10 protein-coding genes are annotated in these 15204 nt (G+C 67.0%); 9 read left to right on the top strand and 1 reads right to left on the bottom strand.

From position 1 onward, the window contains the following. Nucleotides 1-218 precede the first annotated feature (218 nt). Together ACREE8_RS24145 and ACREE8_RS24150 are read left to right on the top strand one after the other, a co-directional pair. On the top strand, nucleotides 219-1265 hold the full coding sequence (locus ACREE8_RS24145) for an AI-2E family transporter (RefSeq protein ID WP_431575575.1): 1047 nt from the start codon (nucleotides 219-221) through the stop codon (nucleotides 1263-1265). Nucleotides 1266-1314: 49 nt separating this feature from the next. Further along, nucleotides 1315-3675: an ATP-binding protein gene (locus ACREE8_RS24150; protein ID WP_431575576.1), complete on the top strand. Its 2361-nt coding sequence runs from the start codon at nucleotides 1315-1317 to the stop codon at nucleotides 3673-3675. Nucleotides 3676-3688: 13 nt separating this feature from the next. On the opposite strand, the gene ACREE8_RS24155 is transcribed toward ACREE8_RS24150, so the two are convergent. Further along, nucleotides 3689-5206, bottom strand: coding sequence for a phenylacetate--CoA ligase family protein (locus ACREE8_RS24155; protein WP_431575577.1), 1518 nt, complete (start codon nucleotides 5204-5206; stop codon nucleotides 3689-3691). A 408-nt stretch (nucleotides 5207-5614) separates the two neighbouring features. Here ACREE8_RS24155 and ACREE8_RS24160 point away from each other — a divergent pair, with 408 nt between their 5' ends. The 7 genes from ACREE8_RS24160 (at nucleotide 5615) to ACREE8_RS24190 (ending at nucleotide 15203) form a co-directional block, all read left to right on the top strand. Then, nucleotides 5615-7015, top strand: a complete 1401-nt coding sequence (locus tag ACREE8_RS24160) for an undecaprenyl-phosphate glucose phosphotransferase (RefSeq protein ID WP_431575578.1) — start codon at nucleotides 5615-5617, stop codon at nucleotides 7013-7015. Nucleotides 7016-7100: 85 nt separating this feature from the next. Next, nucleotides 7101-9167: an alginate lyase family protein gene (locus tag ACREE8_RS24165; protein WP_431575579.1), complete on the top strand. Its 2067-nt coding sequence runs from the start codon at nucleotides 7101-7103 to the stop codon at nucleotides 9165-9167. A gap of 5 nt (nucleotides 9168-9172) precedes the next feature. Then, a complete protein-coding gene (locus tag ACREE8_RS24170; protein WP_431575580.1) occupies nucleotides 9173-10486 on the top strand; it encodes a nucleotide sugar dehydrogenase in 1314 nt (437 codons plus the stop codon). Between the two features lies 1 nt (nucleotide 10487). Continuing rightward, nucleotides 10488-11753 (top strand): glycosyltransferase family 4 protein, encoded by a 1266-nt coding sequence (locus ACREE8_RS24175; RefSeq protein ID WP_431575581.1) that lies wholly within the window; start codon nucleotides 10488-10490, stop codon nucleotides 11751-11753. Next, complete coding sequence (locus ACREE8_RS24180; protein WP_431575582.1) at nucleotides 11753-12934, top strand: endo-1,4-beta-xylanase; 1182 nt, start codon at nucleotides 11753-11755, stop codon at nucleotides 12932-12934. Before ACREE8_RS24175 ends, ACREE8_RS24180 begins: the two co-directional genes overlap by 1 nt. Before the next feature lie 3 nt (nucleotides 12935-12937). Next, nucleotides 12938-13828: a sulfotransferase family 2 domain-containing protein gene (locus ACREE8_RS24185; protein ID WP_431575583.1), complete on the top strand. Its 891-nt coding sequence runs from the start codon at nucleotides 12938-12940 to the stop codon at nucleotides 13826-13828. Beyond that, on the top strand, nucleotides 13797-15203 hold the full coding sequence (locus ACREE8_RS24190; RefSeq protein WP_431575584.1) for a lipopolysaccharide biosynthesis protein: 1407 nt from the start codon (nucleotides 13797-13799) through the stop codon (nucleotides 15201-15203). The genes ACREE8_RS24185 and ACREE8_RS24190 overlap by 32 nt, the downstream gene beginning before the upstream one ends. The last annotated feature ends 1 nt before the right edge of the window (nucleotide 15204 follow it).

A 15204-nucleotide genomic window follows, 5' to 3' on the forward strand; every position in this document is an offset into this window, starting at 1 on the left:
CCCCTACACGAGCCCAACCGGGGGGCCGGCGTTGTGTCTTGCCGGCGACCGGCTCGACTGACGGTCAAGTCGCAAAGGAGGGCGGCACCCAATACCGGCGGCGCGCAGCTGCGCCTGGAATCCGGGCGGCTGCTGCGGCCCCGGCGTCTCGTGCCCGGCGGGGGGCACCGCGTAGCATTGCCGGTTCCTCCCTGCCGCGCGGTGGAGTACAAGGCGGCATGGAGGTGGTCGCGCGCGAGCAGCGCATCCAGACGCTGTGCCTGCTGATCATCGCGGCGTTCGCCGTCGGCGTGACGCTGTACTGGCTGAGCGCGGTGATGATCCCCTTCGTGCTGGCGCTCTTCCTCGCTTTCAGCATGGCGCCGCTGATCCGCCTGCTGACCCACACCCTGCGACTGCCGCGCATGGTGGCCGTGCTGGTGACGATGATGCTCGGCTTCGTCGCCCTCAATCTGCTCGGCGCCCTGGTCACCACCTCGGTCGGCCAGCTGACGCAGCGCGCCGATCTGTATCAGACGACGCTGGCCGAGCTGCTGCAGCGGGCGGCGCACACGATGGAGCGCTTCGACGTGCGGCTCGGCAAGCTCGATCCGTATACCGTCGTCGCGCCCGCCACCATCGGCGCGTGGCTGCTCGGCACCACCAACGCCATGCTCGGCATCCTGTCGCAGGGCGTCCTGGTGCTGGTGTTCGTCTTCTTCCTGCTGATGGGCCGCGCCACCGAGCCGCGCCCGCAGGGCGATATGTGGGGCGAGATGGTCGACGGCATCCAGCGCTACCTGCTCACCAAGCTGGTCATCTCGGCCGTCGTCGGGCTGCTGGTCGGCGTGACCCTGGCCCTGCTCGGCGTCGACCTCGCGATCGTCTTCGGCCTCTTCACCTTCGTGCTCAATTTCATCCCCAACATCGGCCCGCTGATCGCGACGCTGCTGCCGCTGCCGGTGGTCCTGGTCAGCCCGGAGATCTCCTCCGGCGCGGCGACGTTGGCCATCCTCATCCCGACCGCGCTGCACGTCGTGATCGGCAACCTGGTCGAGCCGCTGGTGATGGGGGACTCGCTCGACCTGCACCCCGTCGCCGTCCTGCTCGCCCTGATGATCTGGGGCGCGCTCTGGGGCGTCGCCGGCATGCTGCTGGCGGCGCCGATGACCGCCATCCTCAAGCTGCTGTTCGAGCGCCTGGAGATCACCGCCCCGCTCGCCGACCTGCTCGCCGGCCGCTACGAAGCGCCGCGCCGTCCGCCCGCCCTGCGCCGCGCCCGCTAGCATGCAGAGCCCTGGCACATCTGCGGTCGGCCTGGCCGGCTGGCGGCGATTGATCGCTGGGTTCGCGCTGTGGTTCATCGGCACCGCCGCCGTGGTCATCGCGGTCGCGGTGCTGGCCTACCGCAACGAGGTGAAGTCCGACCTCCAGCTCATGCGACAGGAGGAGGCCGGGCACGTCGAGCGGGTCAGCGCCGCCATCGTGCGCGATCTCGAGGCGGCCGTCTCGCACCTGATGATCATCGCGCGCGACCCCGATCTGTCCGAGTTCCTCGCCGGCGGCGACACCCGGACGCGCGACCGCGTCGCCGAGGAGTTCCGCGCCTACACCGCGCTGACCGGCCTGTTCGACCAGATCCGCTACATCGACGAGCGCGGCCGCGAGGTCATCCGCGTCAACTACAACGGCGGCGACCCGGTCGTCGTCGCCGACGTCGACCTGCAGGACACGTCGCAGCGACCCTACGTGCAGCGCACGCTCGCGCTCTCCCTCGGCGAGGTGCACCTCTCGCCCTTCGAGCTCAATACCGAGGGCGCCAGCATCGAACGCCCGCTCAAGCCGGTGCTGCGCTTCAGCACGCCGGTGTTCGACCGCGACGGGCAGCGGCGCGGCCTGGTGGTGCTCAACTACCTGGGCAGCCGCTTGCTGGTCGACGTCGCCCGCGAGGGTCCGACGGCGCACGGCCAGATGATGCTGGTCAACAGCGACGGCTTCCTGCTCAAGGGCCCGAGCGCCGAGGACGAATGGGGCTTCGCCCTGCCCGAGCATGCCGGACGCGGCTTCGCGGCGCACTTTCCACAGGAATGGCCGCGCATCGTCGATGCGCCGAGCGGGCAGTTCGAGACCGAACGCGGGCTCTTCACCTTCGCCACCGTGTCGCCGCTGGCCGATCTGCAGCGTCTCAACGCCACGGTGGCGGGCGGCTTCGCGCCGACGGCGTCGACCCCCTTTTCGTTCGACTACTTCTGGCGCGTCGTCTCGCGCGTGCCGCCCGCCACCCTGGCGGCGCAACGCGAGGCGCGCCTCACCGGCACCGCCGCGTTGGCCACGCCGCTGCTCCTGGTGCTGGCGATCGTCGCCGCCGTGCTGGCGCGCCTGCGCGAGGGCCGGCGCCGCGCCCTCGCCGAGATGCGCCGCGCCAAGGAGACCGCCGAATCCGCCAGCCACGCCAAGAGCGAGTTCCTCGCCCTGATGAGCCACGAGATCCGCACGCCGATGAACGGCGTGATCGGAATGGTGTCGCTGCTCAAGCGCACCGATCTCGATCGCGAGCAGGCGGGCTATGTCGACGTCATCACGGTCTCGGCCGAATCGCTGATGGCGATCATCAACGACATTCTCGATTTCTCCAAGATGGAGGCCCGCAAGCTCGATCTGGAAGCGGTCGCCTTCTCGCTGCCGGATCTGCTGCGTTCGGTCAGCATTCTCATGATGCATCGCGCCGCCGGCCGGCAGCTGCATCTGGGGTTGGAAGGGCTCGACGACCTTCCCGAACGGCTGGTGGGCGATCCGATGCGGCTGCGTCAGATCCTGATCAATCTGGTCGGCAACGCGATCAAGTTCACCGAGAGGGGCGAGGTGATCCTGCGCGCCCGGACCCGGGAGGAGGGCGATCGGGTCGTCATCCATGTCGAGGTCGAGGATTCCGGGATCGGCATTCCCAAGGCGGCGCAGGCCAATCTCTTCATCCGCTTCAGCCAGGCCGACAGCTCCACCACGCGCAAATATGGCGGCACCGGCCTCGGGCTCGCCATCTGCAAGCAGCTGGTGGACCTGATGAATGGCAGCATCGGCGTGGAGAGCGAGCCCGGCCGCGGCAGCCGCTTCTGGCTCGAGATCCCCTTGCGCCGCGACGATGGCAGCTTCGATCGCGCCGAGCTGATCGAGGCGGGCCCCGCCGCGGGCCTGCGTGCGGGCTTGCGGGCCCTGGTCGCGGAGGACAACCGCGTCAACCAGATGGTGATCGAGGGCATCCTGAGCGCGGCCGGCATCAAGGCGAGCTTCGTCGCCAACGGCCGGGAGGCGCTCGATGCCGCCGGCATCGGCCAGTTCGACTTCATCCTGATGGATGGTCATATGCCGGAGATGGACGGCATCGAGGCGACGCGACTGATCCGCGCTTTGCCCGGGACCGCCGGTCGCGTGCCGATCATCGCACTTACCGCCAATGCGCTTTCCGGCGACCGGGAGACCTATCTTGCCGCCGGGATGAACGACTATGTCTCCAAGCCGATCAACACGCCCGATCTGCTGGCGGCCATCGCGCGCCAAACGGGAGCCACCATGGCAGCCTTCACACCCGAGGTCCCCGGCTCGGCCGGCGACGCGGCGAATGCCGAGGGGCTGGAGGATCTCTCCTCCTTTCTCGAGGATATCGAGAAGCGCCCGGGCGACAGCAAAAGCGCCGCCTGATCCCGGCTTTCCCTTACTTGCGCGTGTAGCGATGCTTGACCCCGACCGGGAACCAGTCGAGATCGCCTGTCGGCTTCAGGCTGACGCGCGGCAGGCGATATTCCGGCGGGGTATAGGCCTGAAACTCGCTGTTGAGGCGCAGGAGCTGCGCCAGGATCGATTGCGCGATGCTGTCGCGCTTGGAATCGTCGGCCTCGATCCCGGGGGCCAGCTCGACCGCGATCGAGAGATGGGGGGCCTGCTCCAGTCCCTCGATCGCCTGCAGCACGAACTTGCCGGTCACCCAGCCCGCAATCCGCTCCTGCTCCAACCCGACCGTGACGTTCTCGGGATAGATGTTTGCGCCGAAATAGGAGACGGTGAAGTTGGAACGGCCGAACACATAGACGAAGGGCAGCGGCCGGATGCCGCGCCCGCCCGCCTGCGATCCCGCTTGTGACAGGGCGGCAATCGGGTCGAAACCGCGCGCAGCCAGGAAGCGCAGCATCTCCTCATAGGGCACGATCCCGCCCATGTCGGCGATATGGTAGCGCAGGAGCGGCACGCCATTGTCGCCGGAGAAGAGCAGGGTGCCCTCATGCGTCTCGAAATAACGCGCGCGCGGATCGTACTGCACCAGCGTGGGCAGGCGTGATTCGCCGAAGAGCTCGCGCGCGGCGTCCGGATGGTGGCCGAGGAACCGGCGGATGGTGATGCTGAGCGGCGTCTCGTTGCCCAGCACCCCGGCATCGGCCGTGCCATAGAGGGCGACCGAGCCATAGGCCGGATCGGCGATGCCGGCGCGGCTCCCGACCAGGTCGCGCCATTCCTCGCTGAACACCTCGCCGGCCATCACCAGCTTCACCTGGAAGGGCCGCCAATCGAGGCCCTCGGCGACGCCGCCATCGATGACGTCCTTGAGGAAGGGCGGATAGCCCAGCAACACCGTCTGCTCGAACTGCGGCGCCAGCTCGCGGACCACCCGCCAGATTTCAGTTTTGTTGTTGCCGGGCGCGACCACCATCAGCGGATAGCCCTTGGCGGCGAGATGGCGGCAGCAGGCGGTCGTGAAGAGGCCGCCGACCCAGGTGCCCAGCGCGAAGCAGACGACGGCGAGGGTGCGGCGCCGGTCGGAAGCAAAACTGTCATGGAAGGCCTGCTCGAAGCGAACGGCGGTGACCAGTTCGTCGCTGAGGAAGCGCGGCCAGAAGGTCGGCTTGCCGGTCGAGCCCGAGGAGACCGCCATCATGTCGCAGCTCTCGAGCCGGCCCTCGCGACAGAGATCGGCCAGCTTGTGGCGCTGCAGATAGTTCGCCTTGTCGGTGAGAGGCAGCGTCGAGAAATCGGCAGCGTCGCGGATCGACGCCGGATCGATGCCATGCTGCTCGAGGAACAGCCGATAGGCGGGGACGCGCGCGGCGACATCGCGGAAGAGCGCAAGGGCTGCCGCCTCGCTATTCCCCATGCCGGGATTCTCGAGCAACCGGTTCAGCGGCGTGCCGAGAAATCGTTGCAGCGCTTGGAGTGCGCGTTGCGGCTTTTCCTCATCCATTAACGTGCGATCCTTCATGAAACGATCTCTTCATCTAGGTAAATTCCACAGCTTCATTGGCGATCAAATCAATGACTGGCCGCTGCTATTTCGAAGACGACATCACCGACTATGCGAGGCCGTCGCGAGCATGAACCACGCGCTCCATCATCGGTGCCACAAGGATGCCACGGCTCGCTTGAAATGCGATATCCGCAAGCGCGCGCTGCGAGCGGCTTATTGCTGACCATCTATTTAATGGCGGTGACGCTGCCACAACTTTGCTTCCCAAGGCCTTGTTCCTCGCTGTTAGCGTGACGGTGCCGCTCCCCCGAACGCCCAAGGCGAGGCGTCAAGCGCGGCAACCGTGCCGGCGATCTCACAAAAAGAAATCGATAGGTGACTTCGATGATATCGGAGAGACGAACCGTGTCGCTGCCAATCGTCTCCGGGTGTCTTCGGCTTGCCGACCTGGTTGCGGTGCTCGGCGCCGGCCTGATCGCCTATCAGGTCTACCCCCCGGCCCAGCAGGCGCTGGCGGCCGAGCTGTCCCTGGTCTTCGTGGCCATCATCGGCCTGCTCTGCGCCAACGGTTTCCAGCTGGCCCATCTCTATACCCACCCGACCCTGCGCTCCCCCTTGCGCCGGTTCGGCCGGGTGGTGCTGGCCTGGTCGCTGGTGCTGCTGGTTTTCGCCGCTGCCCTGTTCTTCACCAAGACCGGCGAGAATTTCTCGCGCGGCTGGGTGGTCTGCTGGTTCCTGATCGGGCTGTCGGGGCTGGCCGTCAACCGCGTGGCGTTGAGCACCCTGGTCCGCCATTGGAGCCGCCAACGCCGCCTCAGCCGCAATCTGGTGGTGGTGGGCGCCGGCCATGAGGCCGAGCATTTCATCGCCATGGTCGAGGCCAGCCACAGTGCCGACGTGGAGATCGTCGGCGTGTTCGACGAGCGCTTCAGCGACCGCCGGCCGGTCGTCGCGGGCCGCGGTCTGGCGGGCAATATCGACGACCTCACCGAATTCTGCCGCCGGGTCCATGTGGACCAGATCGTGGTCGCCATGCCGGCCCAGGCCGAGACCGAGCTGGCCGAGATCTTCCGCCGTCTGCGCCAGCTCCCGGTTGCCGTCAGCCTCTGCCCCGATCTCAAGGGTCTGCCGCTTGGCAACTGCTCGGTCGGCCGCGTCGCCGACCAGCCCGTGCTCAATCTGGTGGAGCGCCCGCTCAGCGACTGGAAATGGGTCCGCAAGGAGATCGAGGACCGGTTCCTCGCCGCGGCCATCCTGGTGCTGATCTCGCCGCTGCTGGCGCTGGTGGCCCTGGCCGTCAAGCTCGACAGCCCGGGCCCCGTCTTCTTCCGCCAGCGCCGCTTTGGCTACAACAACCAGATGATCGAGGTCTTCAAGTTCCGGACCATGTACACCGATCAGTGCGACGCGGCGGGCGAGAACGTCGTCAAGCGCGGCGATTCGCGTGTCACGCGGCTGGGCGGCTTCCTGCGCAAGACCAGCCTCGACGAGCTGCCGCAGATCATCAATGTGCTGCGCGGCGAGATGTCGATCGTCGGTCCGCGCCCCCACCAGGCCGCGCTCAAGATCAACAACCGCTATTACGACGAGATCGTGGCCGAATATGCGGCCCGCCATCGCGTTCGCCCAGGCATCACCGGCTGGGCCCAGGTCAATGGCTGGCGCGGCGAAATCGACACGGTCGAGAAGGCGGTCAAGCGGGTCGAGCATGACCTCTATTACATCGACAACTGGTCGGTCCTGCTCGACATCAAGATCCTGCTGCTGACGATCGTGGCCGTTCTGAAACGCGAAAACGCCTATTGACCGCCCAAAAGACCGTGGCGGTCCCGCTCGGGACGGCCTCGATCGGGCCGCGCCCGGGGACCCGAGACGGAGCAGGATGCCCGCGATGAATCTGGCTTGGTATGCCGCGAGGCTGCGGCGGATGTCGGCGCTGGAAATCGCCATGCGCGCCAGCGACGCGGCGCGGAAGGCATCCTGGCGCTCGCGCCGCAAGCCCGGCTCCAGGCGCTCGCTGTTCCCGCGCGAGCTCGGCCCGGTCATCTTCGCGACCCCGCTCTCGCGCCTGCCCGCCATTCCCGCCGACGATCCTTCGACGCTGGCTCTGGTCGCCGCCGCCGATCGGATCATGGACGGGCATTGGGAGGTCTTCGGCCGGCCCCGCATGGACATGGCGCCGGTGCCGGACTGGTTCGGCGACGGCAGCAGCGACTTTTCGGCCAGCCGGAATGAATACGGCTTCGATGTCGACTGGCGTCAGGGTGCCCCCGACCGTGACGTCAAGCGCATCTGGGAGCTGTCGCGTCACCATCATCTGACGCTGCTGGCGGCCGCCTATGCGCTTACCGGCGAGAATCGCTATGCCGAGCGGGTCGGCATCCAGCTGCAATCCTGGTGGGAGGCCAATCCGGTCCTGTCCGGTGTCCACTGGACCATGGGCATCGAGGTCGGCATGCGGCTGATCGCCTGGGTCTGGATCCGCCGGCTGCTCCAGAGCTGGAGCGAGGCACCGCCCCTCTTTGAGCGCAACCCGATCTTCCTGCGCCAGCTCTACGGCCATCAGCTCTATCTGGCGCGCTTCCGCAGCCATGGCTCTTCGGCCAACAATCATCTCCTGGCCGAGACGGTGGGGTTGTTCGCGGCTTCCTGCGCCTTCCGCGGCTTCGCCCAGACCGACCGCTGGCGCGCGCAGGCGCTGGCCAGGCTGCGCCGCGAGATCCCGCGCCAGACCTTCGCCGACGGCAGCAACCGCGAGCTCGCGACCGATTACCACCTCTTTGTCCTTGAGCTGACCGTGACCGCCATGCTGGAAGGCTATGCGGCCGGTTTCCCGCTGGGCCGCGATATCTGGGTCGCCGCCCAATCCATGACGGATGCGCTGGCGGGCTGGATCGACAGCGACGGCAAGCCGCCGCGCCAGGGCGACAGCGATGACTGCACCGCGCTGCTGCTGGATGCGCCGGACCAACCCCGGGCGGATTCCCTGCTTGCCAGCGGTGCCGCGCTCTTTACCGCCACTCCCTGGTGGCCGATCCCGCGCCGCGCCGGCTTGCGGGCGGCGTTCTGGGCGGCCCTGGCGCCCGATGCCCTGCCGCTGTCGCCGCGCCCGACCACGAGGCCGGCGCTTTTCTCGCAGGCCGGCATCGCGATCCTGCGCGGCGAGACCCGCTCGGGCGATGAGATCTGGTGCCGCTGCGACCATGGCCCTCACGGGCTGGCGCCGCTCTCGGCTCATGCCCATGCCGATGCGCTCTCGATCGAGCTTCGGATCGGCGGGGTCGAGATCCTGGCCGATCCCGGCACCGGCTGCTACCAGTCGGAGCCCGGTTGGCGGAACTATTTCCGCTCGACGCTCGCGCATAACGCGCTCGAGCTCGACGGCCAAGACCAGTCGGTCGCGGGCGGCATGTTCTTCTGGCTGAAGCCCGCCAAGGCGCGGCTGATCGCGGCGACGGCCCTCGATTCGGGTCCGGTCGCCGAATGGCGCGCGGCCCATGATGGCTATCGGCGCTTGCCGTCCCGCGCGTCCCATGAGCGCAGCGTCACCCTCGACCGCACCGAGCCCGGTCTCGCGGTCCTCGATCGGCTGACTCTCGGTCAGCGCAGCCGCTGCCGCCTCGCCTTTCATTTCGGTCCTGCCGTCGAGGTCAGCCTCGAAGGGATTGTCGCGCGGCTCCGATGGCCGGCGGGCTTCGCCACCCGCTCCGCCGCGATGACGCTGCCCGGAGGCCTCGCCTGGTCCCTGACGCGCGGCTCGGTCGAGCCGCCGCGTGGCTGGTACTCCGCTGGTTTCGGCCGCCGTGAGCCGGCCTGGATGCTGCTGGGCGAGGGCAACGCCGAGGGCAACATCGAATTCGAGACCCGGATCGCGTTCGACCGCGATCCCACGGCCGGAACCGCCGTCATCGCGGGTGCGATGACGGGGCGCCTGGCGTCCTCCTCCAGTCACAGGTGAACAGCGTGAAGATCAGCATTTTCGGACTTGGCTATGTCGGCGCGGTCTCGGTCGGTTGCCTGGCCGCCCGTGGCCATCAGATCGTCGGCGTCGATGTCAACCCGACCAAGACCGCCTTCATCGCGCGCGGCGAATCGCCGGTGATCGAGGCCAAGATCGGCGATCTGATCGCCAAGGCCGTGCGCGAGGGCCGGCTCACCGGCACGACCGATGGGCCCGCGGCCGTGGCCGTCACCGATCTCGCCTTCGTTTGCGTCGGCACGCCCAGCCAGCAGAACGGCAATCTCGACCTGACCTATGTCCGCGCGGTCTGCGAGGAGATCGGCAGCGCGCTCAAGGCGCGCAAGGATTTCTTCGTGGTGGTGATGCGCAGCACGGTGCTGCCGGGCACGACGCGCGACGTGGTGATCCCGCTGCTCGAGCGCGCCTCGGGCAAGAAGGCCGGCGTCGATTTCGGCGTCTGCTTCAATCCGGAGTTCCTGCGCGAAGGCACGGCGGTCGACGATTTCTTCAATCCGCCCAAGACCGTCATCGGCGCCACCGACGAGCTCAGCCGCAAGACGCTGGCCGGTCTCTATGACGGCATCGACGCGCCGATGATCCAGACCGACATCGAGATCGCCGAGATGGTGAAATATGCCGACAACGCCTGGCATGCGCTCAAGGTCGGGTTCGGCAACGAGATGGGCGCCATCGCCAAGGCGCTCGGCATCGATGGCCATAAGGTCATGGACATCTTCTGCCGCGACACCAAGCTCAACATCTCGCCCAAATATCTGAAGCCGGGTTTCTCCTTCGGCGGCTCCTGCCTGCCGAAGGACCTGCGCGCGCTCAATTACCGCGCGCGCCGGCTCGATCTCGAGCTGCCGATCCTCAACTCGGTCATTCCCAGCAACGAGCGCCATACCAGCAGCGGGTTCCGCATGATCGCCGAGCAGGGCCACCGGCGCGTCGGCGTGCTGGGCTTGAGTTTCAAGGCCGGCACCGACGATCTGCGCGAGAGCCCGATGGTCGATGTGGTCGAGCATCTGATCGGCAAGGGCTACGACGTTCGCATCTTCGATCGCAACGTCAAGCTGGCCGGGCTGATGGGCTCGAACAAGAGCTATCTGCTCAACCATATCCCGCACATCTTCAACCTGGTGGTCGACAGCATCGACGCGGTCATGGACCACGCCGAGACTGTCGTCATCGGCAATGACGATCCGAGCCATGGCCAGGTCTTCGACAAGCTGAAGGACGGCCAGGTGATCGTCGACTTCGCCCGCATCGGCAACCGCACGTCGGATGGCGGGCAGTATCACGGCATCTGCTGGTGAGATGATGGCCCGATCCGGACTCCAGCGTCGCGTTCTCATCGTCGTCCAGAACCTGCCGGTTCCCTTCGACCGGCGGGTCTGGCTCGAAGCCACCAGCCTGACCAAGGCCGGCTATGGCGTCAGCGTGATCTGTCCCAAGGCCAAGGGCTTCAACCGCAGCTTCGAGCAGCTCGAGGGCGTCGATATCCATCGCTATGGCCTGCCGATCGACGCCAAGGGCGCCTTCGGTTTCGTGGCCGAGTTCCTCTGGTGCTTCGTCCGGACCTGGATGAAGAGCCTGCGGGTCGCGTTCCGGGGCCGCGGCTTCGACGTGATCCATGCCTGCAACCCGCCCGAGACCTATTGGGCGCTGGCCTGGTTCTGGCGGCCCTTCGGCAAGCGCTTCCTGTTCGATCATCACGATCTCTCGCCCGAGATGTACGCGGCGAAATTCGATCGCAGCGACGGCGCCATGTATCGGGGTCTGCTGTTCCTGGAGCGGATGACCTTCCGCACCGCCGATCAGGTCATCACTACCAATGAGAGCCATAAGCGCATCGCGGTCGAGCGCGGGGGCATGCGGCCCGATCAGGTCCATATCGTCCGTTCGGGTCCCGATCTGGCGCGCTTCAAGCGCTACCCGGCCGATCCCTCCTGGCGCAACGGCAGGCGCCATCTCGCGGTCTATCTGGGCGAGATCTGCAAGCAGGACGGCGTCGATTACATGCTGCGCGCTCTCAAGGATCTTCGCGGGCGGGGCCGCGACGACATCCAGGCGGTCTTCGTCGGCGGAGGCCCGCATCAGCCGGAGATCAAGGCCTATGCCCAGACGCTGGGCCTGGGCGACATGACGACCTTCACCGGCCGGGTCAGCGACGAGGATCTCTGCCGCATCCTATCCTCGGCCGATATCGGCATCGACCCCGACCCGAAGAACGACTGGTCGGACAAGAGCACCATGAACAAGATCATGGAGTATATGTATTTCGGCCTGCCGATCGTCGCCTTCGATCTGCGCGAGACGCGCTTCTCGGCACAGGAGGCGGCGCTCTATGCCCCCGCCAATGCCGAGACGGCGATGGCTTCGCTGATCGCCCAGCTGCTCGACGATGAGCCGCGCCGGAAGCTGATGGCCGATTTCGGCCAGCGCCGGCTGCGCGAGAGCCTGGCTTGGGAGCATTCGGTGCCGGTTCTGCTGGGCGCCTATGACGCGCTCTTCGCGCCCGCTGGCTCGACGCAGGCTGCGGCTGCGGCGCGCCTCGACCAGCGATCGTCCGAGAGAAGCTGATGAGCGGCCGGGGGTCTATCGTGATAGGCGGCCGTTCGGGAACAATCGGACGCCGGCGCCTGATTGCGGCCGGCGCCGCGGCGACGGCACTCGGCGTGTTGCGGCCCTTGCGCGGGCTGCAGGCCGCTCCGCCCGCAAGCTTCTCCGGCCGCAATCTCGAATCGCTGCCGCCTTTGCGTCAGCTGGCGCTGAGCAAGGGCGTCAAGTTCGGTTCCCATAACCAGCTTCGTCTCACCAACAAGGATCCCGATTTCGCCGCCGCCTATGCCCGTGAATGCGGCGTGCTGCATAACGGCTGGGACCTCATGTGGCGGGCCTGCCACAAGACGGCCAGTGGCTATACCTTCGACGACGCCGACTGGATGATGGACTACGCGGCCAAGAACAAGATGATCGCGGGCGCCCATTGCCTGGTCTGGTATCAGGACATTCCCGACTGGCTGAAGAATCTCTCGACGGTCGACGCCACCAAGCGCGCGATGATCGATCACATCAACACCGTGGTCGGCCGCTATCGCGGCAAGATGTATCACTGGGTCGTGGTCAATGAGATCTTCGCTCCCGTACCCAACGCGATCTACCGCTCCTCCCATTGGCTCGATGTGCTGGGGCCCGATTACATCGATCTGGCCTTCCGCACCGCGGCCGCGGCCGATCCCGACGCGATCCTGATCCTGAACGACACGCATCTGACCGCCGACAGCTCCTTCAACGACCAGCAGCGCAAGAAGGTGCTGGATCAGTTGCGGGCCTATAAGGCGAACGGCACGCCGATCCATGCCTTGGGCATCCAGGCGCATATCAGGACGACCGAAGGGCTGGATTCCGAGAAGATCCGCGCCTTCGTTCAGGCGGTCGGCGAGCTCGGGCTCAAGGTGATGTTCACCGAGCTCGATGTGCTCGACAACATGCTGCCCTACGATTTCGCGCAGCGCGACGAGCAGGTCGCCGAGTTCTATTACAAGACGATCGGTCCGGCCCTGACCGAGAAGGCCGTCGACGCAGTCTTCACCTGGGGCCTGGTCGACAAGCAGAGCTGGTACAACGCCCCCAACGCCGGCGCCCAGTTCCGCCGCAGCGACGGCCAGCCTAACCGTCCCTTGCCGCTGGACGATCAGCTCAAGCGCAAGCCCTGCTGGGCGGCGCTGGCGGAGGCCTTCAAGCCGGGGGCGACCGGGTGAAGCATGTCCACCTCGCCATCGCCCGAGTCTCCCCCCGCTTTGCCGCCCCTGCTGCGGCATGGGCTCAATCCCGATCCCGAAGCGCGGCCGCTGATGCGCCAGACCTACGAGCGGATGCGCCTCTATGCGGCCCGCGCGCTGCGTTCGCTGCGCCGGCCGCTCGCCTACAACTGCCTCTATATGCATGTGCCCAAATGTGCCGGGACTTCGGTCACGGACGCCATGCGCAGCCTCTGCCCCTTGCAGAAGCGGATCGGAATGATCCTGGCGCGGCCCTCGCGCCGGGCGACCGCGCTGCAATCGGGGCGGCCGGAATGGAACATCCACGAGGACGGACCCGAATCGCAGGTGATCTTCGCCTATCGCGAACATCTCATGCTCTATTACATGGCGGACGACGCACCCCTGGTCTGCGGCCATTTCCTCTTCAGCGAATTGGCGCACACCGCCTTCGGCGACCGTTATCGCTTCGTCTCGGTGCTGCGCAATCCCCTCGACCGGCTGGTGTCGAACTATGCCGACGCGCGGCTCGGGAATTACATCGATATGTCCTTCGGGGCCTACCTCGATTCCGAGGTGGGCTGGCGTCATGCCACCGTGATGCTGCGCTATTTCAGCGGGCGGGCGATCATCCCGCCCGCGGGCATCGCCGAGGCGATGACGGCCGCGCGCGTCAATCTGGAGAAATTCGCCCTGGTCGGGTTCACCGACAGGATGCCCGACTTCGCGGCGGGCTTCGCCGGCGTCTTCGGCGCGCCGCTGCGGCTGCACCATATGCGCTCCGGCCGTTTCCAGAAGCCGGAGATCGACCGCAGCGCCCGCGCCCGAATGGAACAGCTCTGCGCGGGAGACTTGGAGTTCTATGAGCATGCACGTCGCCGCTTCATCGCCTGACCGGCAGGGTCCCGCCGAGCCGGCCGACCCCGCGCTGAGCAAGGTCGCGACCTTCAAGTCCTTCGTCCGCTGGTCGGCCCTGGTGTTCCTGCTGCGCGTGGGCGGCACGGCCCTCACCTATGTCACCTATATCCTGCTCGCGCGCTGGATGGGGGCGGCCGAGCTGGGCAATTACGTCTTCGCCTTCTCGGCCTGCATGGTGATGTCGTCGCTGACGACCCTGGGTTACCCCGCCTCGGCGGTCCGCTTCGTGCGCCAGGCGGCGGCGCGCGACCAGCGCGGCGAGGTGGCGGGCTTCCTCAAGCGCGGCAACCAACTCTCCTTCGTCGCCAGCATCATCGCCATGCTGGGCGGGCTGGGATTCCTCTGGTGGCGGCAGGGAACTGGCGGGATGGACGGCGCGCTGGCGCTCGCCTTCGTCGGCGTGCCGCTGTTCGCGATCCTGCAGCTCCACAGCAGCTACGCCCAGTCGATCTCGAATTTCACCGCGGCCTTCCTGCCCTCGAACTTCCTGCGCCAGCTCTTCCTGCTGCTGATCGTGGTGGCCTGGCAGCTGCTCTGGGGCGGCCTCTCCGCCAGCCTGGTGATGCTCTTCACCGTCGCGATGCTGCCCCTTCTGCTGCTGGGCCAGCATGTCTATATCGATCGCGGTCTGAAGCCGCTGCGCACCGGCGCGTCGCCGACCTACCGCACCTGGTTCTGGACCCGGACCAGCCTCGAGCTGCAGCTCCTGGTGCTATTCACGACCTACTTCCAGGAGATGAGCCTCACGATCGCCGGCTTCTTCCTGCCGTCGGAGGATATGGCGGTCTACAGCGCCTGCTTCCGCACCGCCAACCTGATCAGCTTCGGGCTCTATGCCATCAATGCGATCCTGTCGCCGCAGGCCTCGCATCTGATCGCCAACAAGAACTCCGCGGGCCTGCAGTCGCTGGTGGCGCGCGCCACGCAGCTGCGCTTCTGGCCGTCTCTGGCAGCCGTTGCGGTGCTGGTCGTGGCCGGTCCGCAGATCCTGCATATCTTCGGGCCCGATTTCGCGCGCGGTCAGGTGACGCTGATCATCCTGGGCGTGAGCCAGCTCGTGATCGCGGCTGCGGGGCCGGTGACGCAGATCCTCACCCTCTCGGGCCATCAGACCCAGAGCCTGCTGGCCTTCGCGATCTCGCTCGTCGCGACCCTGGCCTTGAACGCGCTGCTGCTGCCGCTCTTCGGGATGCTGGGCGGAGCGGTCGCTTCGCTGCTGGTCACGCTGATCTGGAATCTCTGGCTGCACCGGATCGTGGTGCGGCAAGTCGGCATCATCCCGTCGGTCTTGAGCCTGCGCCACTGCTTCACCGGCGCCGGCAAGAGCGCCATGCCAGGCTCGGCACCCTGAT

It is taken from the genome of Hypericibacter sp. (genome assembly GCF_050729195.1).
GTDB lineage: Bacteria > Pseudomonadota > Alphaproteobacteria > Dongiales > Dongiaceae > Hypericibacter.